A 21811-nucleotide genomic window follows, 5' to 3' on the forward strand; every position below is an offset into this window, starting at 1 on the left:
GGCGGGCTTGGTGTAGAGGTTTGATCGATCATGCCTGCCCGTTCCGCCGCCTTCGCCGTCCTTTCGACCGTCCGTTCCGCCGGAGCCGCCGGATGAGGCGGCGCGCGAATCCGGGCCCGAGCCGCACCATAGCCCTGGTCGGGCTGATGGGGGTGGGCAAATCGTCGGTGGGGCGGCGGCTGGCCAACCGGCTGAAACTGCCCTTCGCCGACGGCGACGTGGAGATCGAATCGGCGGCCGGGATGACGGTGTCCGAAATTTTCGCCGCCCTGGGCGAGGAGGAATTCCGCGCGGGCGAGGCGCGGGTGATCCGTCGCCTGCTGGAAGGGCCGCCCATTGTCCTGGCCACCGGCGGCGGGGCGATGATGAATGCGGAAACCCGCGCCCTGCTGAAGGAACGGGCCGACACGGTCTGGCTGAGGGCCGATCTGGCGGTGATCGCCGAACGGGTGGCGCGGCGCGACACCCGGCCGCTGTTGCGGGGCAAGGATCCGCTGGCGGTGCTGACGACCTTGGCCGAAGCCCGCTATCCGATCTATGGCGAGGCGGATGTGACCGTGGACGTGGGCCAGGGCTCGCACGGCCAGGCGGTGGACGCCATTCACAAGAACCTGCGCCGGCACTGGCGCCACAGACGGCGCGCGGAGACGAGGCGATGACGATCATTCCGGTCAGCGGCGGGGCCTTTGCGGCCTATGAGGTCGTGGTGGGGCGTGGGCTGCTGGCCCAGGCGGGCGAACGGATCGCACCCCTGGCCAGGGGACGGACCGTCATCGTCACCGACGAGACCGTTGCGGCGATCCACGCCGCGGCCCTGACCGCGTCCCTGTCGGCGGCGGGCGTCAAGAGCGAGATCGTGGCCGTGCCGGCGGGCGAGGCCTCCAAGTCCTTCGCCGAGCTGGAGCGGGTGCTGGACCGGCTGCTGGAGATCGGGCTGGACCGCAAGGACGTGGTCGTCGCCCTGGGCGGCGGGGTCGTGGGCGATCTGGCCGGTCTGGCGGCGGCGCTGTACATGCGGGGCGTCGACTTCGTGCAGATTCCGACCACCCTGCTGGCCCAGGTCGATTCGTCGGTCGGCGGCAAGACGGCGATCGACACGCCGCGCGGCAAGAACCTGGTCGGCGCCTTTCATCAGCCGCGTCTGGTGCTGGCCGACATCGACGTTCTGGCGACCCTGCCGGCGCGGCAGGTGAAGTCCGGCTGGGCCGAGGTGCTGAAGCACGGGCTGATCTGCGACGCGGGCTTCTTCGACTGGCTGGCGGGCGAAGGGTCGGCGGGCGCCGAGGGCGATCCGGCGGCGCTGGAACGGGCCGTGATCCGCTCGGTCGAGATCAAGAGCGCCGTGGTTGGCGAGGACGAGAAGGAGGCCGGGCGTCGCGCCCTGCTGAACCTGGGCCACACCTTCGGTCATGCGGTCGAGACGGAAGTGGGGTTTGACGAAGACGCCCTGGCCCATGGCGAGGCGGTGGCTTTGGGCTGCTGCATGGCCTTCCGGTATTCGGCGCGCGAGGGCCTGTGTTCGGCCGAGGATGTGGCGCGGGTCGAGGCGGTGGTCGCGGCGGCGGGCCTGCCGACGCGTCTGGATCAGGCGGGCGTGTTCGGCGCCGACCGGCTGCTGGCCCTGATGGCCGGCGACAAGAAGGCCGAAGGCGGGGCCCTGACCCTGATCCTGGCGCGCGGGATCGGCCAGGCCTTCGTGTCCAAAGGCATGGACGCGGACAAGGTGCGCGCCTTCCTGATCGAGGAAGGTGCGACGGCGTGATGCGGATCGTCCCGGTCCCGCTAGAGGATCGGTTCGTGCGGCTGGAGCCGTTCGAGGACGGTCTGAAAGACGAGGTTCGTGCGGCGCTGAACTGCGATCCCGAGGCCTGGGCCGCCATGGTCGGCTCGGCCCAGGGCGCGCATTTCGACGGCTGGTGGGACAGCGCCCTGACGGCCATGCGGTCCGGGACGCGGATCGCCTATGCCGTGCGGCGGCGTTTGGACGGGGCGGTGGTCGGCACGACCAGCCTGTACGAGATCAACCCGGCCTATCGTCGCTGCGAGATCGGCTCGACCTTCTATCGGCCTGAGGCGCGGGGCGGGGCGATCAATCCGGCCTGCAAACGGCTGTTGCTGGGCCATGCGTTCGATGCAGGCGCCGTGCGGGTCGAGATCATCACCGACGCCGTCAACGCCCGAAGCCGGGCGGCGATCCTCAAACTGGGCGCCAGGGCCGAGGGCGTGCTGAGGAAGCACAAGATCACTTGGACAGGGCGTGCGCGTGACACTGCGATGTTCGCCGTGATCGACGAAGACTGGCCCGAGGTGCGGGACGGGCTGGATCGAAGGCTGGCGGCGCTGGCCTAATCCACCGCTCGGCATTGCGTCGGCTGGCGGCCCTGGACGGACCAGGTGGCGAGGACGCCCTTGCCACGCAGATCGACGTTGGAGGCGCGGTACCAGATGCCGTCGGCGGCGCGTTCCTGGTACAGGTCGATGGCCTCGCCGGACGAGTTGCGGATGGTCGCCATCTGGCGCGGATTGTCGAAGTCAACCGACAGGCGTTCGCCGTTGTCGCACAGATAAACGGTGTGGACGACGCGGTTCAGGGTGCGGTCCTGCACCTCGGCGCCGGTGCGCTGGCGGGCGGTCTGGGCCTCGATGGCGCGTTCCTTGACCTCGTCGCCGGTGCTGGGGGCCTTGTCGGGATCGGGGCCGCAGGCGGCCAGAAGCGCCAGGGCGGCGACAAGGGCGGGGGCGGCCAGGCCGCGGTGGACGAGGGACGACGGCGGAACCGGCTTGAACAAGACGCTTATCCTCACAACGGCGCCGCTTGGCGCGCCGGTCTAACGTGCGCCGCTCGCGGCCGTTCCCCTCCGTTGACGGAAGAAGGATTTGAGCAGGCCGGACGACTCGTCAGCCAGAAGACCCCAGTCCGTCGTCGGGCGCCAGTGGCATGTGGGCTGTTCGAACAGGCGGGGGCCGTGGAGCACGGCGCCGCCCTTCGGATCGTCGGCGGCCCAGACCACGCGGCCGATTCGGGCATGGCTGATGGCGCCGGCGCACATGGCGCAGGGCTCCAGCGTCACATAGAGGGTCAGGCCGGTCAGTCGGTAGTTGTCCAGCGCCGTCGCCGCGCGCCGCATGGCGACGATCTCGGCGTGGGCGGTGGGGTCGTGCGCCGCAATCGGACCGTTGGCGCCGGTCGAAATTACCTCACCTGAGGCAGGATCGACAAGAATTGCGCCCACAGGCACCTCTCCTGCGTCCGCCGCCGCTTGCGCTTGGTCCAGCGCCATGCGCATGAACCGCTCATCATGGTCCGCCATACAGACGACAACGACAAGAAGCCCCGCGCCCGTCAAGACGAACGGTCGCCCCGGCCCTTTAAATCCTCCGGTCCTCGCAAGAGCGGCGACGGGAAGACCTCCTTCGGCGACAAGCCGCGCAGCCCTCGCGAAGACGGCCCCAAGCGGTTCGGCGACAAGCCGGACCGGGGAGATCGGCCGCGCGCCGGCAAGGACGGCAAGCCGTCGTCCAATGCGGGCAAGAGCGACACGCCGCTGCGCGCCGAGCGAATCGCCAAGACCATGGCCCGCGCCGGCATCGCCTCGCGCCGCGAGGTCGAGCGGCTGATCGGCCTGGGCAAGGTGGCGGTCAACGGCCGCATCCTGGACACGCCGGCCACCCTGGTGACCCGCGACGACGTGATCACGGTCGACGGCAAGCCCATCGGCTCGACCCAGGCGACGCGCGTCTGGCGCTATCACAAGCCGGCCGGTCTGCTGACCAGCCACAGCGATCCGACCGGACGGCCGACCGTGTTCGACGCCCTGCCGGCGGGTCTGCCGCGCGTGATCTCGGTCGGGCGGCTCGACCTGGCGACCGAGGGCCTGCTGCTGCTGACCAACGACGGCGAACTGAGCCGGGCGCTGGAACTGCCGGCGACCTCGCTGGTGCGTCAGTACCGGGCGCGGGCGCGGGGCAAGATCACCCAGGAACAGTTGGACAAGCTGAAGGACGGCGTGGTCGTGGACGGCGTCTCCTACGGTCCGATCGAGGCGACGCTGGACAAGGCCAAGGAAAGCAAGTCCGAGGATGGTCGCGCGCCGGCCAACCTGTGGATCTCGGTCTCGATCACCGAGGGCAAGAACCGCGAAGTCCGCAAGGTGCTGGAATCGGTCGGGCTGACGGTCAATCGGCTGATCCGCCTGGCCTATGGTCCGTTCCGCCTCGACGTCCTGCCCATCGGCTCGGTCGAAGAGGTCGGGCCGCGCGTAATCCGCGAGCTGCTGGCCGACTACATCCGGCCCGAGAACCTGCCGACCGGCAATACGGTCGAGACGCCCGCGCCCATCCCCGGTCGCCGGGTCTCGACGCCGATCGTCAAGGGACGCTCGGGCTCGGCCATGTCTGACCCGTCGCGCAAGCCCAGCCGCGTCCGCGCCGCCGAGACGGCCCAGGCCGATGCGGTCGAGCGCCGCGAGCGGCCGCCGAAGAAGGAAGGCTGGGCCAAGGCCGCGCCCAAGACCGGCCATCCGAAGAAGAGCTTCAAACCGCGCGAGGGCGCGCCGACCGACGGCGAACGCCCGGCCCGCACCTACAAGCCGCGCGAGGAGGGTGATCGTCCCGCACGGGCCTTCAAGCCCCGCGAGGGGGCTCCGGCCCGCAGCAGCGACGGGCCCAAGCGCGAGTACAAGCCGCGCACGGCGGGCGCTGACGCCGGCAAGCGCGAGTTCAAGCCGCGCGGCTTCGGCGCAGCCTCGCCCAGCGGACGCGAAACCCGGCCGCCACGGACCGGCGGCGGCAAGCCGGCCGGGCCTTCGGGCACCAGCGGCCGCGCGCCGGGGGGCAAGCCCCGCACGCCGCGGAGCTGAGGCTTGCGGATCGTTGCGGGAAGCCTGAAGGGGCGGGCCATCGTCGCGCCGGAGGGGCAGGGCACGCGCCCGACCTCCGACCGCGCGCGGCAGGCGGTGTTCAACGTCCTGGAACACGCCGCCTGGGCCGAGAGCCTGAACGGCGCGCGGGTCATCGACCTGTACGCCGGATCGGGCGCCCTGGGGTTCGAGGCGATCAGTCGGGGGGCGGGCTTCTGCCTGTTCGTCGAGACCGATGACGGGGCGCGGGGCGCGATCCGCGAGAACGCCGACGCCTATGGGGTGATGGGGCGCACGCGGGTGCATCGGCGCAGCGCGACGGACCTGGGCGTTCGGCCCGGGTCGGACGGCGAGGCCTTCGACATCGCCTTCCTGGACCCGCCCTATGGCAAGGGGCTGGGGGAGCAGACGTTGGTTCGGCTGATCGAGGGCAACTGGCTGAAGCCCGGCGCCCTGGTGGTGTTCGAGCGCGGGTCGGACGAGCCGGACATCGACACCCCCGGCTATCAGCGGCTGGATGCGCGGGATTATGGCGCGGCGCGGGTGCTGTTCCTCAAGGTCGCATAGCCGGGTCCGGCGCCGTTTCCGTCAGGGCCTCCAGCGCCGCCTGATGGGCGGCCATGCGGCGGCGGCACAGCCGGGCGTGACGCAGGTAAAAGCCGATACAGACCGCCAGAAAGACGCCGGCGCCGGCGACCACGGCCCCCGGCTGATCCCGTGCGGGCTCAACGACCCACAGCATGAGGATCAGGAAGACCATGCCCGCCAGGCTGATGGCGACGCCGGACAGGGCCCAGCGATAGCCGGTGCGGGCCTGGCCCAGGGCCGAGCGCAGCACGGCCTGGGGCGTGTCGGTCAACAGGCCGGGATCGCCGCGCCGCGACCAAAGCGTCATCCCCAGGGCGAACAGGGCGAAGGCCAGGGCGGCGCCCACGGCGGGCAGAGGAATCCCGCGATAGGCGGCCCAGCCCATGGCCGCCAGCACGACCACCCCGCCGCCCATCTCTAGCCAGAAGTTGAGCCGCGCCATCCGGTCGCGGCGGCGCAGCGACCGGATGAAGCCGGCGTCCAGCCGGGGTTCGGGGTCGGGGGTCTCGGTCCAGGCCTGGGTCAGGTCGGTCCAGTCGTCATCGGGGCGGGTCATGGGCGGACCTCTTGGGACGGTGTGGGGTTCAGGGCCTCCCGCAGCGCCGCCTTGGCGCGGGTCAGGCGGATGGAGACGGCGTTGGGGTTCAGGCCCAGCATGTCGGCGATCTCGGCCGGGGCGAAGCCTTCCAGGGTCAGAAGCGCCGGCTGGCGCAGCGACAGGGGCAGGGCGCGCACCGCCTGGCCCAGCCGGTCGTGCAGATCCCGCGTCTCGGCCGCCTCGTGCGGGGTGGGGGCGTCCGAAGGGGCGGCCTCGTCCAGAGGCTGGCGACGCGGCTCGGCCGCCTCGCGCGCCACATGGGTGACGGCGCGGTTGTGGGCCACGCGGGCGATGAAATGGCGCAAGGGCGCATCGCCCCGGTGTTTGGGCAGGGCGCGCCAGACGGCCAGCAATATGTCCTGCTCCAGCTCGCGCCGCCGCTCGCGATCCGCCTCATAGGCCGAGGCGATGCGGCGCAGCATGCCGCCGTGCTCGGCCAGCAGGGCTTCAAAGGTCTGGTCGCGTCCCAAGCGCGGCGGTCTCCGTGAAAGAATCGTCGGTCGGGATGAAAGACTCAAGGAAGGGCCGAGACTTTCAGGTCAGGCGTCGAAAAACAAAGGAGTTCGCCATGACGATCGAAACGGGGACGGTGGAGACGCCGAAAAAGGGCGTGCTGACGCGGGGCAAGGGGTTCCTGAAGGCCCTGGCGGCGGCCCTGCTGGTGGCGGCGGTATGCGCCTGGGCCGGGTTCGGGCTGGGCCTCTATCTGGATCTGGATCGCGGCGCGCGCATCACCCTGGTCCTCGTCGCGGCGGTGACGACCGAGGCCCTGTTCTGGACCACGGCGGCCCTGCTGGGGGTGTCGGTGGTCGAGGCGCGCAAGCGGATCTGGCGCAGGATCACGGGACGGGGCCGCGACTGATCGTCGAGGCCGACGGCGGGTGCGACTGCTTCGGGCGCCGGCCGCGCGCCCAGCCCCCTCCACCACCGCGCGAAGAGGCGCGGCGGTCCCCCTCCCCCAAGGGGGGAGGAATGCGAACGGCGATGACGACCGAAATCCTCCCCCCTTGGGGGAGGTGGATCGCCGGCGAAGCCGGCGAGACGGAGGGGGCAAGTCTAGCCCCTGAGCCGCAACCCGATCCCCTCCAGCACCCCGGCCATATCCGCCAGCACATCCCGCGCCGGTATCCGCAGCACGGCGACGCCCCTCTGGTTCAGCCAGTCGGTGCGGCGGGCGTCATGCCGCGCCTGATCGGGGGCGTCATGGCTGGACCCGTCGATCTCGACCGCCAGCCGGGCCGCGTCGCAGTAGAAGTCGAGGATATAGGGGCCGATCGGATGCTGACGCCGGAACCGCGCCCCGCACAGCCCGCGTTTGCGCAACGCCTGCCACAGCAGGACCTCGGGCAGGGTCAGGCTGCGGCGGAGTTCACGGGCGCGATCCACGGTTTTGCGCGATGCATCCATGGCGGGAATGTGCGTCGAGACCCGGTGCGCGGCAAGCCCCCTCCACCACCGCGCGAAGAGCGCGGCGGTCCCCCTCCCCCAAGGGGGGAGGAATGCGAACGGTGACGACGACCGAAATCCTCCCCCCTTGGGGGAGGTGGATCGCCGGCGAAGCCGGCGAGACGGAGGGGGCGCGGTCAGTCGCGCGTGCGGCGCAGTCTCCCGGCCAGCTGTTCCGCCGCCGCCGTCACCTCGGCCCAGGTGACCTCGAACCCGGCGTCGTCGCCGAAATAGGGATCGGTCACGGCCTGGCCCTCGCGGCCGGGCACGTGGTCGAGCAGCAGGCTGAGTTCGGCGACGGCGCCGCCTTCGTCGTCCCTGGGGGCGATCCGGCGCAGATCAGCCAGGTTGTCGTGGTCCAGGGCGATGACGTGGGTGAAGCGGCGGAAGTCGGCCGGCGTCACCTGCCGGCCCTGATAGCCGGAGATATCGATCCCATGTTTGCGCGCCACGGCCTGGGCGCGCGGATCGGGCGGATGGCCGACATGCCAGTTCCCCGTGCCGGCGGACTCGACGATCAGGTCGAGCCGCAGGCGTTGGGCCTCGGCGCGGAGGGCGGCCTCGGCGAGGGGGGAGCGACAGATGTTGCCGAGGCAGACGAAGAGGATGGAGGGCATGGGGAACCTTTAAGTGTTCCGGGGTTAGTTTTTCGGAACCACCTCATCGGCAGGTTTTAGAAATTGAGTGCGGAAGATTTCTGCGCCCGTTTCCTTGATGAAACCTCTGGCTGATAAAAGCGTCGAGCCGTTGAGTTCAACTTCCGCCCAAGACAAGAAGTGGCCGTTTACTTTGATAGCCAGCTTGCTGGTCGGTTTTGTGCCCGGAACCTCGAAATCCATCGCCCCGGTGCGTTGGCGTCCGTCATCGTCGATAAAGTGGAACTGCACCTTGATCGTCATCGCCGCTCCTTGAGATTTTGCATCGGTCATGAACCTCGGACCAATATCTGGCTCGAACATCGCAGAGGCGTGAGCCGCCGCGATCTGCCCGGCAAGATCAACGACGATTTCCGCAACTGGTTTGGCCTCGGCTTGACGGTCGGGATGCCAAGCGTCCTGCCGCTTCAGATTGCCGTGGAAATAAAATCCACGACGGTCGAGTAGGTGTTTGACTAAAGCATCCGCAGTGGAATGTGTGGTGAGGGTAGGTTTAGCAGCCGAACGATTGTCATCAGGATCATTTGTGATCGAAAAGATCGTTTGATCTAGCATGCTTTTGAAATCAGCGTTCCCAACCAGTTCGCGCATCAAATCGCGAGTTTGAAACTTACCGTTTCCGTACAACGCTTCGATAAGGAGAAATCCAAATCGGAAAGCGTCTATGTATTGTTGGCTGATAAGCGCTTCGCGCGCCAAGCGCGTCATGTGAGAAGCAAACGACGGATCGTCGTTACTTTCGACGGCATAAAAAGCTTGCGCCATCATATCGAAGGGAAGTGGCGGGTTTGGCCTTACGGTCTTGGAGCTGAACCCGAACATTTGTATGGATTCGCGTTCTTCATCGTTGGCAGGTATATAATCCGCTTCCATTGCATTTATATCGATTGGAACGGCGAAATATAGATTGATGTAATCGCTAAAACGTTGTGCGATGCGGCGTCCAATTGCCTCTATGCTTCCGTTGATGATAATCTCAGCCTTTATGGGGCCGTCGAGTTTTTTTACTGATGGCGCAAGGCTGGTTGGTTGGTTCTTGAAAAATAAGACAAGTGCCGTAGCTTCACCATTGGTGAACTCAAACGACATCTCGGCACCCGACCCATTTAAGATCCAGGCGTCATCCAGCTTTAATGGACGCAAGATTGGGAATTTGAGCCGGACGTCCATCCCTCTATCGCCTCCCGAACAGCTTCTCCAGATCGTGCAGCTTCAGCTCCACATAGGTCGGCCGCCCATGGTTGCACTGGCCCGAATGCGGGGTGGCCTCCATCTGGCGGAGCAGGGCGTTCATCTCGGGGGCGCTGAGGATGCGGCCGGAGCGGACGCTGCCGTGGCAGGCCATGGTGCCGCAGACCTCGGCCATCCGCTCCTTCAGCGACAGGGCGGCGCCGTGTTCGGCCAGGTCGTCGGCGATGTCGCGGATCAGGCCCTGGACGTCCGTGTCGCCCAGCATGGCCGGGGTTTCGCGCACCAGGACGGCGCCGGCGCCGAAGGCCTCGACGATCAGGCCCATTTCGGCCAGTTCCTCGGCGCGCGAGGCGACGCGTTCGGCCTCGGCCGGGTCCAGGTCGACCACCTCGGGCGTCAGCAGGGCCTGGCGGGTCACGGACCCCTCGGCCATCTGGGCCTTCATCCGCTCATAGACCAGCCGCTCGTGGGCGGCGTGCTGATCGACGATGACCAGGCCGTCGCGGGTCTGGGCCACGATATAGTTGGCGTGCAGCTGACCCCGCGCGGCGCCCAGGGGGTAGTCGAGGGGGTCTAGGGGAGTGGCGAGTGGCGAGTGGCCAGTGGCGAGGTCGTTGGCTTGGGCGGGGTGCGAGGGCCATGAGGGGCCGTCCCAGCGGGGTTCGACGCGGGCGCTGCGTTCGTTGAGGCCGGGCAGGACTTGCGCGGCGGCGGCGGGCTGGGACCAGCTGGTCCAGCCGCTGAACCCCTGGGCCGAGGGGGAACTGGGGCTGTAGGCCGGTCCGGTGGAGACGCCCGTGTGGGGCTGGAACCCCGCCATGGCGTCGGCGGCGACGGTGGTGGAGGCGCGGTGGCCGGCGGCGTGCAGGGCGTGGCGCAGGGCGCCGACGATCAGGCCGCGCACCAGGGCCGGGTCGCGGAACCGGACCTCGGCCTTGGCGGGGTGGACGTTGACGTCCACGTACAGCGGGTCGATGTCCAGGAACAGGACGGCGGCCGGGTGCCGGTCCCGCGCCAGAAAGTCGGCATAGGCGCCGCGCAGGGCCCCTTGCAGCAGCCGGTCCTTCACCGGGCGGCCGTTGACGAACAGATACTGATGCGCCGCATTGCCGCGCGAATAGGTGGGCAGGCCGGCGTAGCCCGACAGGCGCACCCCGTCCCGCGCCTGATCGATCAGCAGGGCGTTGGCCTCGAAGTCGCGACCCAGCAGGGCCGACAGCCGTTTCAGCCGGCCCTCGTCGCCGGGGTGTTCGGCGGGCAGGCGAAGCGCGACCTTGCCGTCCAGCGACAGGGTGAAGGCGACGGCCTCGTGCGCCATGGCCTGGCGTTTGATCTCCTCCGAAATGGCCATGGCCTCGGACCGTTCGGACTTCATGAACTTGAGCCGGGCGGGGGTGGCGTAGAAGAGGTCGCGCACCTCGACCCGCGCGCCGTGCGGGCCGGGGAAGGGGGCGGGGGCCAGGGGACGGGTCGCGCCGCCCTCGACCTGGATGACCCAGGCTTCGGCCTCGTCACGCGACCGGGTGGTGATCGACAGGCGGGCGACCGAGCCGATGGAGGGCAGGGCCTCGCCCCTGAAGCCCAGGGTGTGGATGCGCAACAGGTCCACGTCGCCGGCGTCGTCGGGTTCCAGCTTGGATGTGGCGTGGCGCTCGATGGCCAGGGGCAGTTCGTCTTTCGGGATGCCCTTGCCGTCGTCGGCGATCAGGATGCGCGACAGGCCCCCGCCGTCGGCCTGGATCTCGATATTGCGCCCGCCCGCGTCCAGGGCGTTCTCGACCAGTTCCTTGATGGCGCTGGCCGGCCGCTCGACCACCTCGCCGGCGGCGATGCGGTTGACGGTTTCGGGGGAGAGGCGGCGGATGGGCATGTTCACCCAAGATAGGGCGGCGAAGGGATTCGCGCCACGACGGCGTGTGGGGACGCGGCCCCGTCAGGCGTCGGCGTGCTGGGGGGCGGCCGAGAGAACGGCCTGGAGGGCGGCGATCTCGATGGGCTTGCGCAGAACGCCGTCGGCGCCGGCCGCCATGTAGCGGGCCACGTCCTCGTCGAACACATTGGCGGTCAGCATCTGGATCGCTGTGCGGGGGCGGCCGGTGGCGGCCTCCTCGGCGCGGATCGCCGTCAGGGCCTCGACCCCGTCCATGACCGGCATCATCACATCCATCAGGACCAGATCGAAGGGCGTCGCGCGCAGGACCTCGACCGCCTCGCGCCCGTTCTCGACCAGCACCAGGTCCAGGCCGAAGGACTGGAACAGCAGGGCCAGCAGCTTGCGGTTCGCCGCATGATCCTCGGCGGCCAGGACGCGGGGCGCGCGCGGGGCGGCGACGGAGGCGCTCGGGGCGTGGGGCTGGACGGCGGCGGTCGAAAGCGTCGCCCGCTCGGCCGTGAAGCGGAACCAGAAGACCGCGCCCCGGGGCTGGGCCGCCCGCACGCCGAGGGCGCCGCCCAGGGCCTGGACGCTGGCGCGACACAGGGCCAGACCCAGGCCGGCGCCGCCCGCCGCGCGGCCGGCGTCCAGTTGTTCGAACGGCAGGAAGATGCGTTCGCGCTGATCCTCGGGCACGCCGGGGCCCTGGTCGTGAACCTCGAAATCCAGGTCGATGCGGCCGTCGGCGGCGGGCAGGGCGCGGATCCGGATGCAGATGGTCCCGGCCGGCGTCAGCTTCAGCGCATTGGACAGATAGTTGATCAGGACCTGCTCGACCCGACCCTCGTCCGTCATCACGACGAAATGCTCGCGCGCGCCCTGAAGCTCGATCTTCAGGCTCAGGCCCAGTTCGTCCACGCGGGATCGCCAGACGCGCGCGATGGCGTCCAGCCGCTCGCCCAGATCGACCGGGGCGAGGCGCAGATCGATCTCGCCGGACTCGATCTTGGAGATGTCCAGGGCGCCGTTCAGCAGGCGCAACAGCATCCCCCCGGCCTCGGCCATGTCGTCGATCACGGCGGCCTCGGCCTTGGGGCGACGACGGCCGCGCAACACCTCGGTCAGGCCCAGGATGACGTTCAGGGGGGTGCGGACCTCGTGGCTGATCATGGCCAGGAAGCGGGACTTGGCCTTGTTGGCCCGTTCGGCGGCGGCGCGGTCGGTCTCGGCCTGGGCCAGGGCGGTCTGAAGCTCGCGCGAGCGTTCGGTCAGGGCCACCATCAGTTCGACCGTCTGGCGATCGCTGCGCCATTGGCGCCAGGAGGCGGCGATGACGCCCAGGACGAACACGCCGACGGCGACCTTGATCCCCGTGGTCGCCTGGGGCTGGTTGGAGGCGAGGATCATGGCCGCGATGGACGGCGGGACGACGGCGGCGGCGAAACTGCGCCGGCTGATGTGCACCTGAAGGGCGCCGACCATCAGATTGCCGGCCAGCAGCAGGCGCAGATAGTCGAGATAATGGGGCTGGGAATGCCAGACGGCGAGGATGAACAGGGCGTTGTGCGTGGAGAGGCCGAGGGTGACGGCCTCGGTGCTGAGCCTGAAACGTCGCTCGGCCCCCGGGGCGCGGGGGCGGGCGCGAGCGGTCTGGACGACGTTCCAGAGCACCAGGTAGAGGCCGAACTGGAAGACCGCGAAATTGGTCGCCCAACCCCAGCCGATCACCCACCAGCCCACGATCACGATCGCGGCGATAGTGACCAGCCGCACCGGGAACATGTCCCGGTAACGGTCGGCATAGGCTTTTAGGTAATCTGTACTGTCGGCCACTACGCCAAGTCCCCGCTTCAAGCGTGGCCTTACGCGAGGGAGCTTAACGAGGCCTCAATCGTGCTTGATTGATCGGCATAACGCCGTACGTTATGCTGCCGCCATGATCCGCAGTTTCCGTGATCGCGAGACGGAGCGCTTCTGGAACGGCGTCGCCATACGGCGACTGCCGCCGGATATCCGACGCGCGGCGCAGCGGAAGCTGGAGCTGATCGATGCGGCCTCGCGGCTGGACGACCTGAGATCGCCGCCGGGAAACCGGCTGGAGGCCTTGTCAGGCGACCGGAAGGGACAGCATTCGATCCGGATCAATCAGCAGTGGCGGATTTGTTTCCGCTGGACAGACGGAGGCGCCGAAGATGTCGAAATCTGCGACTACCACTGAGGAACTGATGGAACCGGTGACGCCGGGTGAAATCCTGCTGGAGGAGTTCATCCTTCCCGCGGGCCTGAGCCAGACTGCGCTGGCCAAGGCTATCGGGGTGCCGCCGCGCCGGATCAACGAGATCGTCCTGGGCAAGCGCGCGATCACGGCCGACACGGACCTGCGCCTAGCCCGCTACTGGGGAGTGAGCGAGGGGTTCTTCCTAAACCTGCAGAAGAGCTACGACCTGCGGATGCAGCGGGCGAAGATGGGCGATGCGCTGGAGATGATCAGGCCGAGGGCGGCTTAGCCGAGACGGTATTGATCGACCGCCTTCTGGCTATTGAAGAGCTACTCATGACCAATGATCGTGAACTAAGGGACGCCGCGTGGACCCTCCTCATCACGCAGCGAAATGATCTGCTCGACGAGGTTGAGCGCTGGGCAGAGCCGACGCCAATCCAGCGCGTCTTGCTTGCATTGTTCCAACTATTGGGGGACCGAGGTCGAGGTGTTCTGGCCTTGCTGAACGCGGGGCTGGACTGGGATGGCGAGATTGTCCTGCGATCCTTTTACGAATGTGCGAGCAAAATCATGTACCTCGCCACATCGTCGGAGTCAGACCGGCCCCGCCGCATCCATGAGTTCGAAGTGATATTGGCGGAAGCATCGGACAAGCGCCGGTCCCGCAAGGCTGCCTTCGCAGAGGCAGTATTTGACGACCACTCCGCTACCGACCGCGATGTGTTCCGGGCGCTTCAGCATCCCGATATGGTCAGAAACTCAGAGAGCGTTTCGAAGAAGGAGCGGCAAGCGATTGAGGGGAGATGGTCATTTAGCGGCATCATAGAACAACTCGCCGCGGGCCAAAACTGCGATCCCGTCCCGGAGGCAACTAGCCTTCTCCACATCTACGGCATGGCTAGTCACCTCGCGCATTCCGATGCTGGGGCGTTGGACATGATGGAGGATCGTGCGCGGCGCGGAAGCGACGAGAGAGAATTACTGGAGGCCGCTCACCGTGCTCGCATTGTCAGCGATCTAGCGAGCCTCTCATTCTATTGCGGGTTGCTGATGGAAACGCCCTTGGGGGCTACCCGCGATTGGAAGAATGGTTGGATCGCCCCGTACAAAACGGTCATGGCTCTATCTGCGGCGGCTAGAGACAGTTTCTACCCGACACAGAAGGAATTTTACGATCAAATGCTGAGGGGCGGAAAGAAACCCTAGCCCACTTTCACCCGCGTCGCCGCTTCCGGCAGGTCTTCGCCGAAGGCCCGCTGGTAGAACTCGGCGATGGTGGGGCGTTCCAGTTCGTCGCACTTGTTCAGGAAGGTCAGGCGGAAGCTGAGCGCCAGGTCGCCGCCGAAGATGATGGCGTTCTGGGCCCAGGTGATGACGGTGCGGGGCGACATGACGGTGGAGATGTCGCCGTTCATGAAGGCGTTGCGGGTCATGTCGGCGACGCGGACCATGGCGGCGATGCGGCGGCGGCCCTCGGCGTCCTTCCACTCGGGCACCTTGGCGGCGACGATCTCGGCCTCGACGTCGTGGTCGAGGTAGTTCAGCGTCGTGACGATGTTCCAGCGGTCCAGCTGGGCCTGATTGATCTGTTGCGCGCCGTGATACAGGCCCGTGGTGTCGCCCAGACCGATGGTGTTGGTCGTGGCGAACAGGCGGAAATGCTTGTTGGGGCGGATGACGCGGTTCTGGTCCAGCAGGGTCAGGCGGCCCTGGGCCTCGAGCACACGCTGGATCACGAACATCACGTCGGGACGGCCGGCGTCATATTCGTCGAACACCAGGGCGACGGGGCGTTGCAGCGCCCAGGGCAGGATGCCCTCGCGGAATTCGGTGATCTGCTTGCCGTCCTTCAGGACGATGGCGTCCTTGCCGATCAGGTCGATCCGGCTGACATGGCTGTCCAGGTTCACGCGCACCAGGGGCCAGTTCAGGCGGGCGGCGACCTGTTCGATATGGGTCGACTTGCCCGTGCCGTGATAGCCCTGGACCATGACGCGGCGGTCGAAGGCGAAGCCGGCGCAGATGGCGATCGTCGTCTGCGGATCAAAGCGATAGGCCTCGTCGATCTCGGGCACATGGCTGTCGCGCTCGGCGAAGGCGGGCACGGTCATGTCGCTGTCCACGCCGAAGGCCTCGCGCAGGGTCACGCGGCGGGCGGGTTCGAGCGTCAGCAGGGGGTCGGGAGTGGCGTCGAGCGGGGAGGTCATGCCTCCATCTAGAGGCGCCGCGCGCGCGGCTCAACACGCGCGCGGCCCTTCATGCGGTTATTTCGCACTGAGACGCACATCGACGTTGCCGCGCGTGGCGTTGGAATAGGGACAGACCTGGTGGGCTTTCTCGATCAGGTCGTCGATGACCGCCTGGTCCAGGCCATGGTCGGTGACGGTCAGGTCGACGTCGAGGTTGAAGCCCTCGCCGCGCGTATTCTTGCCGAAGCCGATTCCGGCGGTGATCTTGGTGTCCGGGCCGACCGGGGTTCCGGCCTTGCCGCTGACCAGACGCAGGGCGCCGAGGTAGCAGGCGGCGTAGCCGGTGGCGAAGAGCTGTTCGGGATTGGTGCCGTCGCCGCCCTTGCCGCCCATTTCCTTGGGCGTGGACAGTTTGACGTCGATCTTGCCGTCGTCGGTGGCCGAGCGGCCGTCCTCGCGGCCGCCGCCGGAGGCTGTGGCCTGGGCGCGATAGAGAACTTCCATGGTGGGCTCCTGGGGTTGCGAAGGCTTCAGATGGGGGCTTAACGGGAGACGGTAAGGGGGCGTTGCATCCGCGCCCTAGCCTTTAGGGGGCGACGCGGTCTAAAGCACCCTTTCGGGGCGCGTCGTCGGAGTACGCAGTGAAGATTGCCGAACGCTGGTTCGTGTGGGCGGGCATGGTTCTGCTGGGCGGCATCGCCCTGGCGGGGTTGGTGGTCGCCGTCTATGCGGCGTGGCTGTTTCACGACCTGCCGGACGCGTCCGAGCTGGCCGATTATCGGCCGCCGACGGCGACGCGGGTCTATGCCGGCGACGGCACCCTGATCGGCGAATTCTCGGACGAGCGGCGAATCTATGTCTCCTATGACCAGATTCCCCTGACCGTGGTGCAGGCCTTCCTGGCCGCCGAGGACCGCAACTTCTTCCAGCACGGCGGGATCGACGTGGGCGGCATCGGCCGGGCCTCGATCAAGAACATCTTCAACCTGGTGCAGGGGCGCCGGCTGGAAGGCGGATCGACCATCACCCAGCAGGTGGCCAAGAACGTCCTGCTGACCAACGAATCGAGCCTGAACCGCAAGCTGAAGGAAGCCATCCTGGCCAATCGCCTGGAGGCGACCCTGTCCAAGGAGCAGATCCTCAACCTGTATCTGAACGAGATCTTCCTGGGCTATCGCTCGTTCGGCATCGCCTCGGCCGCCTATAATTATTTCGGCAAGTCGCTGGCGCAGCTGACGCCGGACGAGGCGGCCTTCCTGGCCTCCCTGCCCAAGGGACCGAACAACTACCACCCCAAACGCCACCCCGGCGCGGCCAAGGGCCGGCGGGACTGGGTGCTGGGCGAAATGGAGCAGAGCGGCTGGCTGACCGAGGCCCAGCTGGTCGAGGCGCGCGCCCGGCCGCTGGTCACGCGCGATGCGCCGCAACGGTCGGAGTACAAGGACGCCGACTTCTTCGTGGAAGAGGCGCGGCGCCAGGCCGCCGCCAATCCGGACTTCGGGGCGCAGCTGCGCGCCGGCGGCTTCTATATGCGCACCACCCTGGATCCGACGCTGCAGACGGCGGCGCGCCAGGCCCTGATGCAGGGGCTGGAGAACTACGACCGACGCCACGGCTGGCGCGGGGGCTGGGGCACGACGGACTTCGCCGAGGGGTGGCAGGCCGCCGCCCTGAAGGAACAGGCGCCGCCCGAACGCCGCACCTGGCAGGCCGCCGCCATCGAGAGCGTCAGCGGAAACACCGTCCGCATCCGCACCGCCAAGGATGACGAGACCGGAACCCTGATCGCCGCCGACGCCGCCTGGGCCAACGCCAACAAGCAACTGCGGCGCGGCGAACTGATCTTCGTCGAGCGGAAGGGCGGTCAGTACGCCCTGAAACAGGTGCCGCGCGTCAACGGCGCCCTGGTGGCGATCGAGCCCCAGTCGGGCCGGGTGCTGGCGATGGTGGGGGGCTATTCCTACGCCCTGTCCAGCTTCAACCGGGCGACCCAGGCGCGGCGCCAGCCGGGTTCAGCCTTCAAGCCCTTCGTCTATGCGACCGCGCTGGAAGGCGACTTCACCCCGGCCTCCATCGTGCTGGACGCGCCGATCAGCTTCGCCGGCGGGGCCAACGGCCAGCGCTGGACGCCGGAGAACTACAGCCGCGAATACTATGGGCCGCAGAGCCTGCGGCGCGGGCTGGAGCTGTCGCGCAACGTTATGACGGTGCGGCTGGCCCAGTCGGTGGGCATGAAGAAGATCGTCGATCAGTCGGCCCGGATGGGCATCCCCGGCCTGACGCCCAACCTGTCGGTGTCGCTGGGCGCCGGCGAGGTGACGCCGCTGGAGATCACGGCCGCCTATTCCGCCTTCGCCAACGGTGGGCGGCGGGTCACGCCCTATCTGATCGACTATGTCCAGGATCGCGACGGCGAGACCATCTTCCGCGCCGACACCCGCAGCTGCCGCGACTGCGCCAGGGGTTTCTCCGGTCAGGAATCGCCGCGCCTTCAACCGCGCGGAACCCAGGTCATCGATCCCATCACCGCCTATCAGATGAGTTCGATGCTGGAAGGCGTGGTCCAGCGGGGCACGGCCGCCAGCGCGCGCGGCCTGGGCCGGTGGGTGGCGGGTAAGACCGGCACGACCAATGAATATCGGTCGGCCTGGTTCGTCGGCTTCACCACCGACATCGTGGTGGGCGTCTTCATCGGCTTCGACGACAACCGGTCGCTGGGGTCGGGCGAGGCGGGCGCCTCGGCCGCCGTGCCGGTGTTCACCGAATTCATGCAGACGGCGCTGAAGGAACGGCCGGCGCGGCCCTTCGTGCGGCCCAAGAACGCCGTCTTCCGCATGGTGAACGGCATCGAAGAGGCATTCCGTCCGGGTACGGAACGTCAGGCCCCGCGGCCGGTCCAGGCCCCGACCCAGCCCGTCGGGCCCCAGAACTATTATGAGGTGATCCGCCGCGAGCAGGAGGCCGCCGCCGCCGCAGCCGCAGCGCCACCGCCGCCCGCCGCCGCCCCTCCGCCGAAGAAGGCGCCGGCCGAGGACTTGAGCGGATTGTATTGAGGCTCTAGGTAGGCCTTTCGAACGGCGCGTCCTCGTGGCGCGCCGTTTTCCTTTAATCCGCCCTGTCGCGCGGCCTGCGGGTCTCGCTGCTTGAGGGCTTTGTGTCGCTGGAGAATGCGATGAGACCGGATGTCGAGGCCATGAAGGCCGACATCGAGCAGAGCGTCGCTCTGCTCAGGAGGCGTCTTTGACTGGGATGTCGCTCTAAGAAAGCTCGATGAGCTGAACGCGCGGGTCGAGGATCCGACCCTGTGGGACAAGCCCGAACAGGCCCAGGCCGTCAGCCGCGAACGCTCGCAGCTGGAAGCCAAGATCAACACCGTCAAGGCGATGGAGCAGGACCTCGAGGACGGGGTGATGCTGGCCGAGATGGCGGACGAGGAGGGCGACGAGGGCGCGCTGGAAGACGCGCGTGCGTCTCTGCGCGGCATCAAGGATCGCGCCGCGCGGGCCGAGCTGGAAGCCCTGCTGTCCGGCGAGGCCGACGGCAACGACGCCTATCTGGAAGTCAATTCCGGCGCCGGCGGCACCGAGTCGAACGACTGGGCCGGCATGCTGCTGCGGATGTATTCGCGCTGGGCCAAGGCGCATGGGTACGAGGTCACGATCGAGGCCCACGAGGAGGGCGAACAGGCGGGGGTCAAGTCGGCCACCATCCTGATCTCCGGCCCGAACGCCTACGGCTGGCTGAAGTCGGAATCAGGCGTTCATCGCCTGGTGCGCATCAGCCCCTATGACGCGGCGGCCAAGCGGCACACCAGCTTCGCCTCGATCGGGGTGTCGCCGGTCGTGGACGACGCCATCGAGATCGACATCAATCCGTCGGACGTGCGCACCGACACCTACCGGGCCTCGGGCGCGGGCGGCCAGCACATCAACAAGACGGACTCGGCCGTGCGTCTGACCCACGTTCCGACCAACACCGTCGTGGCCTGCCAGGCCGGCCGGTCGCAGCACCAGAACCGCGAACAGGCGTGGAAGATGCTGCGGGCGCGGCTGTATGAGCTGGAGCTGCAGAAGCGCGAAGCCGTGGCCCAGGCCCTGGCGGACGCCAAGACGGACATCGGCTGGGGCCACCAGATCCGATCCTATGTGCTGCAGCCGTATCAGATGGTGAAGGACCTGCGGACCGAGGTCGAGACCTCGGACACCCAAGGGGTTCTGGACGGCGATCTGGACGCCTTCATGGGCGCGGCCCTGGCGGCGCGGGTCGGCGAGACGCGCGGCTCCAGCGCGGACGCCTGATCGGCGCCGGGACGACCGCGGACAAGAAAAAGGGCGGCCCGGACACCGGGCCGCCCTTTTGACTTCAGGGCCTCGGGGTCAGACCGTTTCCTTCCCCTGGACGACCGGAGCGGTTTCCGGCTTCGGAGCGAGAGGGGCCGCCGCCTGCACGACCGGCGCGACCGGGGTCACGGCGGCGGGGGCGGGCGCCTGACGCTGGCCCTGGGCGACGCGGCCCTGGAAGAAGGCGCCGACGTCGATCGACAGCTGTTCGGCCGTGATGTCGCCGTCCACATAGGCGGTGGCGACCAGTTTGACCTGCTTGCCCTGGACGCCGCCGACGACCCGGCCGCGCACCTCGACATAGTCGGCCTGAACATTGCCTTCGACGGCGCCGGTCTCGCCGACGATCAGGCGGCCGACGCGGACGTCGCCCTTCACCTGGCCGTCGATCTGCAGATCGCCGGCGCCCGAGACATTGCCTTCGAACACCAGGTCGGACGACAGGGTCGACAGACCGCGGCCGGTCGGCACGGCCGAAGGGGCGGCGCCGCCGGCGCGCGGCGCGGCGGGCATGTCCGGCAGCGGCGGGATGACCGGAGCGGTCGGGCGAGCCGCCGGGGTCGGGCTCGAGGGTTTGCTAATTTTGTTGAACAAGTTGGTCTCCTGCTCTGAGGAAGCGTGCGGGGTTCTGGGGTCGGCCGTTCAGCCAGACTTCGTAATGGAGGTGGACGCCGGTGGAGCGGCCCGTCGTGCCCATCCCACCGATACGTTGGCCGAGCGCGACCGACTGGCCGGGCTGAACCCCCAGGGTGTTGAGATGGGCGTAACGCGTCTTGAAACCGCGACCATGGTCTAGCTCTACAGTATTGCCATAGCCTGAACGGACGCCGGCGTAGGCGACCACGCCCGGGGCCGTGGCGTAGATGGGCGTGTTCAGGGGAGCGGCGAAGTCCTGGCCCTGGTGGACGGCGGGCCGGCCGTTGAACGGATCGAAGCGGACGCCGAAGCCCGAGGTGGTGCGGGCCTGGGTCGGGCGTTTGAACGGCAGGCCCCCGGCGGCGTCGGTCAAGGCCCGCATCTCGTTCAGGTTGGTGGCGGCGTGGCGGATGCGGACGGCGAAGGGCTCGTCCACGTCCAGGATGGCGGCCAGGGCGCGCGGGTCGCGCGCCTCGACCAGGGGGCCGCCCAGGGGTTCGGACGCGGCGACATAGGCGGCGGGGTTCAGACCCGCCAGACGGAAGGCGAGGCGCAGGCGTTCGGCCCGGGTCTGGGCGAAGTCTTCGGCCCGGTCCAGCAGCCGCTCCTGATCCAGCCGCACGGCCAGGATCCGCTGGATCGGGCTGGCGCTGTCGGGGATGGCGGCGGGCGCGAGGGCGCGCTGGGCTCCCTCTACGCCATGGAAGTCGGTCATCACCGTGGTCAGGGCGGCGTGGCGCCGTTCGATCATGGCGGCGGTCTGTTCCAGCGAGCCGTTGGCGGCGGACATGCGGACCACCGCGCTTTCCAGCCGGGCCTGAAGGTCGGCGTTCAGACGTTCCGACGCGGCGCGTGCGCGCACGACCTCGGCGTCGGAGCGGTGCTGGGCGATGAGGTCGAACAGGAAGGCGCCGGAGGCCACCAGGGACCAGAGGACGACAGCCACGGCGACGGCGCCCAGAACCAGCTGTCTCTGCGCGGTCAGGGCATAGGCCCGGATATCGTCACGGCTGCGCAGGTAAAGGTATCGAACGGGCAAAAAACGTTCGAACCAAGATGATTCCGGCGACTGATCTTGCACGGTCATTACGCAACGCCCCCACGTCGAGGTGAGGTTTATCCGGTGCAACGATGACACGGGCAAGACTGTTCATGCCCTGTTAACCACGATTGATGCCGTTTTGCCGTCTCATCACGCGATTGTTGATTGAGAT

At 68.2% G+C, this 21811-nt stretch carries 24 protein-coding genes; 11 read left to right on the forward strand and 13 right to left on the reverse strand.

All coding sequences use genetic code 11. From position 1 onward, the window contains the following. Positions 1–92: 92 nt before the first annotated feature. Genes GYM46_RS13740 through GYM46_RS13750 form a run of 3 tightly spaced genes read left to right on the forward strand, consistent with a single transcriptional unit; the run spans position 93 to position 2349 of the window. On the forward strand, positions 93–659 hold the full coding sequence (locus GYM46_RS13740; RefSeq protein ID WP_035309752.1) for a shikimate kinase: 567 nt from the start codon (positions 93–95) through the stop codon (positions 657–659). Then, entirely contained in the window at positions 656–1762 is a 1107-nt protein-coding gene (aroB, locus tag GYM46_RS13745) for a 3-dehydroquinate synthase (RefSeq protein WP_008261052.1), read from the forward strand. The genes GYM46_RS13740 and aroB overlap by 4 nt, the downstream gene beginning before the upstream one ends. Further along, positions 1762–2349: a GNAT family N-acetyltransferase gene (locus GYM46_RS13750; protein ID WP_008258780.1), complete on the forward strand. Its 588-nt coding sequence runs from the start codon at positions 1762–1764 to the stop codon at positions 2347–2349. Before aroB ends, GYM46_RS13750 begins: the two co-directional genes overlap by 1 nt. Here GYM46_RS13750 and GYM46_RS13755 read toward each other — a convergent pair. Beyond that, positions 2346–2789 (reverse strand): MliC family protein, encoded by a 444-nt coding sequence (locus GYM46_RS13755; RefSeq protein ID WP_008264014.1) that lies wholly within the window; start codon positions 2787–2789, stop codon positions 2346–2348. The two genes, GYM46_RS13750 and GYM46_RS13755, sit on opposite strands and share 4 nt — an antisense overlap. 39 nt (positions 2790–2828) lie before the next feature. Next, complete coding sequence (tadA, locus tag GYM46_RS13760) at positions 2829–3287, reverse strand: tRNA adenosine(34) deaminase TadA (protein WP_050771716.1); 459 nt, start codon at positions 3285–3287, stop codon at positions 2829–2831. Positions 3288–3299: 12 nt separating this feature from the next. On the opposite strand from tadA, the gene GYM46_RS13765 reads away from it, so the two are divergent. Then, positions 3300–4859 carry a pseudouridine synthase gene (locus GYM46_RS13765; RefSeq protein WP_008259504.1) on the forward strand — a complete coding sequence of 520 codons (1560 nt, stop codon included), beginning with the start codon at positions 3300–3302 and terminating at the stop codon, positions 4857–4859. 3 nt (positions 4860–4862) lie between these two features. After that, positions 4863–5426 carry a 16S rRNA (guanine(966)-N(2))-methyltransferase RsmD gene (gene rsmD / locus GYM46_RS13770; RefSeq protein ID WP_008260140.1) on the forward strand — a complete coding sequence of 188 codons (564 nt, stop codon included), beginning with the start codon at positions 4863–4865 and terminating at the stop codon, positions 5424–5426. Here rsmD and GYM46_RS13775 read toward each other — a convergent pair. Both GYM46_RS13775 and GYM46_RS13780 read right to left on the reverse strand, forming a co-directional pair. Further along, positions 5413–6003, reverse strand: coding sequence for a hypothetical protein (locus GYM46_RS13775; protein ID WP_008261542.1), 591 nt, complete (start codon positions 6001–6003; stop codon positions 5413–5415). The two genes, rsmD and GYM46_RS13775, sit on opposite strands and share 14 nt — an antisense overlap. Next, positions 6000–6515 carry an RNA polymerase sigma factor gene (locus GYM46_RS13780; RefSeq protein WP_008263309.1) on the reverse strand — a complete coding sequence of 172 codons (516 nt, stop codon included), beginning with the start codon at positions 6513–6515 and terminating at the stop codon, positions 6000–6002. Before GYM46_RS13780 ends, GYM46_RS13775 begins: the two co-directional genes overlap by 4 nt. Before the next feature lie 98 nt (positions 6516–6613). On the opposite strand from GYM46_RS13780, the gene GYM46_RS13785 reads away from it, so the two are divergent. Further along, positions 6614–6907 (forward strand): hypothetical protein, encoded by a 294-nt coding sequence (locus tag GYM46_RS13785; RefSeq protein ID WP_008261540.1) that lies wholly within the window; start codon positions 6614–6616, stop codon positions 6905–6907. A gap of 194 nt (positions 6908–7101) precedes the next feature. Here the strand turns inward: GYM46_RS13785 and GYM46_RS13790 are convergent, their stop codons facing one another. From GYM46_RS13790 to GYM46_RS13810, 5 genes are all read right to left on the reverse strand, one after another. Further along, entirely contained in the window at positions 7102–7431 is a 330-nt protein-coding gene (locus tag GYM46_RS13790; protein ID WP_244304260.1) for an endonuclease domain-containing protein, read from the reverse strand. Positions 7432–7628: 197 nt separating this feature from the next. Continuing rightward, the gene (locus GYM46_RS13795; protein ID WP_008264169.1) at positions 7629–8108 is read right to left on the reverse strand and encodes a low molecular weight protein-tyrosine-phosphatase; all 480 of its coding nucleotides are present in this window, start codon (positions 8106–8108) and stop codon (positions 7629–7631) included. Between the two features lie 24 nt (positions 8109–8132). Beyond that, positions 8133–9317 (reverse strand): hypothetical protein, encoded by a 1185-nt coding sequence (locus tag GYM46_RS13800; RefSeq protein ID WP_155988189.1) that lies wholly within the window; start codon positions 9315–9317, stop codon positions 8133–8135. A gap of 4 nt (positions 9318–9321) precedes the next feature. After that, positions 9322–11208: a DNA mismatch repair endonuclease MutL gene (mutL, locus tag GYM46_RS13805; RefSeq protein ID WP_164952709.1), complete on the reverse strand. Its 1887-nt coding sequence runs from the start codon at positions 11206–11208 to the stop codon at positions 9322–9324. Between the two features lie 63 nt (positions 11209–11271). Next, positions 11272–13044: a response regulator gene (locus tag GYM46_RS13810; protein WP_008260206.1), complete on the reverse strand. Its 1773-nt coding sequence runs from the start codon at positions 13042–13044 to the stop codon at positions 11272–11274. A gap of 103 nt (positions 13045–13147) precedes the next feature. On the opposite strand from GYM46_RS13810, the gene GYM46_RS13815 reads away from it, so the two are divergent. The 3 genes from GYM46_RS13815 to GYM46_RS13825 are packed head-to-tail and all read left to right on the forward strand — an operon-like array spanning position 13148 to position 14638. Further along, positions 13148–13429 carry a type II toxin-antitoxin system RelE/ParE family toxin gene (locus GYM46_RS13815; protein WP_008259369.1) on the forward strand — a complete coding sequence of 94 codons (282 nt, stop codon included), beginning with the start codon at positions 13148–13150 and terminating at the stop codon, positions 13427–13429. 7 nt (positions 13430–13436) lie between these two features. After that, positions 13437–13718, forward strand: coding sequence for a HigA family addiction module antitoxin (locus tag GYM46_RS13820; protein WP_008261157.1), 282 nt, complete (start codon positions 13437–13439; stop codon positions 13716–13718). A gap of 11 nt (positions 13719–13729) precedes the next feature. Beyond that, entirely contained in the window at positions 13730–14638 is a 909-nt protein-coding gene (locus GYM46_RS13825; RefSeq protein ID WP_040349671.1) for a DUF5677 domain-containing protein, read from the forward strand. On the opposite strand, the gene cobS is transcribed toward GYM46_RS13825, so the two are convergent. After that, positions 14635–15639 (reverse strand): cobaltochelatase subunit CobS, encoded by a 1005-nt coding sequence (gene cobS, locus GYM46_RS13830; protein ID WP_008262747.1) that lies wholly within the window; start codon positions 15637–15639, stop codon positions 14635–14637. The two genes, GYM46_RS13825 and cobS, sit on opposite strands and share 4 nt — an antisense overlap. A 57-nt stretch (positions 15640–15696) precedes the next feature. Next, positions 15697–16125, reverse strand: coding sequence for an organic hydroperoxide resistance protein (locus tag GYM46_RS13835; RefSeq protein WP_008263551.1), 429 nt, complete (start codon positions 16123–16125; stop codon positions 15697–15699). Positions 16126–16262: 137 nt separating this feature from the next. Between GYM46_RS13835 and GYM46_RS13840 the strand changes: the two genes are divergently transcribed. Both GYM46_RS13840 and prfB read left to right on the forward strand, forming a co-directional pair. Continuing rightward, entirely contained in the window at positions 16263–18674 is a 2412-nt protein-coding gene (locus tag GYM46_RS13840; protein WP_008260750.1) for a penicillin-binding protein 1A, read from the forward strand. A gap of 119 nt (positions 18675–18793) precedes the next feature. After that, positions 18794–19919, forward strand: a protein-coding gene (gene prfB, locus GYM46_RS13845) for a peptide chain release factor 2 (protein ID WP_156796449.1) whose coding sequence is annotated in 2 segments (ribosomal slippage) — positions 18794–18862 and positions 18864–19919 — 1125 coding nt in all. Because the reading frame shifts where the segments join, the coding sequence is not laid out codon by codon here. A gap of 78 nt (positions 19920–19997) precedes the next feature. Here the strand turns inward: prfB and GYM46_RS13850 are convergent. Together GYM46_RS13850 and GYM46_RS13855 are read right to left on the reverse strand one after the other, a co-directional pair. Further along, entirely contained in the window at positions 19998–20555 is a 558-nt protein-coding gene (locus tag GYM46_RS13850; RefSeq protein WP_040350235.1) for a bactofilin family protein, read from the reverse strand. Further along, positions 20539–21684, reverse strand: coding sequence for a peptidoglycan DD-metalloendopeptidase family protein (locus tag GYM46_RS13855; protein WP_008264420.1), 1146 nt, complete (start codon positions 21682–21684; stop codon positions 20539–20541). Before GYM46_RS13855 ends, GYM46_RS13850 begins: the two co-directional genes overlap by 17 nt. Between the last annotated feature and the right edge of the window lie 127 nt (positions 21685–21811).

The sequence above is a fragment of the Brevundimonas mediterranea genome (genome assembly GCF_011064825.1).
GTDB classification, from domain to species: Bacteria; Pseudomonadota; Alphaproteobacteria; order Caulobacterales; family Caulobacteraceae; genus Brevundimonas; species Brevundimonas mediterranea_A.

Coding starts and splice junctions, on each gene's coding strand:
- GYM46_RS13740 (WP_035309752.1), top strand. CDS start 93: ATGAGGCGGCGCGCGAATCCGGGCCCGAGCCGCACCATAGCCCTGGTC.
- aroB (WP_008261052.1), top strand. CDS start 656: ATGACGATCATTCCGGTCAGCGGCGGGGCCTTTGCGGCCTATGAGGTC.
- GYM46_RS13750 (WP_008258780.1), top strand. CDS start 1,762: ATGCGGATCGTCCCGGTCCCGCTAGAGGATCGGTTCGTGCGGCTGGAG.
- tadA (WP_050771716.1), bottom strand. CDS start 3,287: ATGCGCATGGCGCTGGACCAAGCGCAAGCGGCGGCGGACGCAGGAGAG.
- GYM46_RS13765 (WP_008259504.1), top strand. CDS start 3,300: ATGGTCCGCCATACAGACGACAACGACAAGAAGCCCCGCGCCCGTCAA.
- GYM46_RS13775 (WP_008261542.1), bottom strand. CDS start 6,003: ATGACCCGCCCCGATGACGACTGGACCGACCTGACCCAGGCCTGGACC.
- GYM46_RS13785 (WP_008261540.1), top strand. CDS start 6,614: ATGACGATCGAAACGGGGACGGTGGAGACGCCGAAAAAGGGCGTGCTG.
- GYM46_RS13795 (WP_008264169.1), bottom strand. CDS start 8,108: ATGCCCTCCATCCTCTTCGTCTGCCTCGGCAACATCTGTCGCTCCCCC.
- GYM46_RS13800 (WP_155988189.1), bottom strand. CDS start 9,317: ATGGACGTCCGGCTCAAATTCCCAATCTTGCGTCCATTAAAGCTGGAT.
- mutL (WP_164952709.1), bottom strand. CDS start 11,208: ATGCCCATCCGCCGCCTCTCCCCCGAAACCGTCAACCGCATCGCCGCC.
- GYM46_RS13815 (WP_008259369.1), top strand. CDS start 13,148: ATGATCCGCAGTTTCCGTGATCGCGAGACGGAGCGCTTCTGGAACGGC.
- GYM46_RS13820 (WP_008261157.1), top strand. CDS start 13,437: ATGGAACCGGTGACGCCGGGTGAAATCCTGCTGGAGGAGTTCATCCTT.
- cobS (WP_008262747.1), bottom strand. CDS start 15,639: ATGACCTCCCCGCTCGACGCCACTCCCGACCCCCTGCTGACGCTCGAA.
- GYM46_RS13835 (WP_008263551.1), bottom strand. CDS start 16,125: ATGGAAGTTCTCTATCGCGCCCAGGCCACAGCCTCCGGCGGCGGCCGC.
- GYM46_RS13855 (WP_008264420.1), bottom strand. CDS start 21,684: ATGACCGTGCAAGATCAGTCGCCGGAATCATCTTGGTTCGAACGTTTT.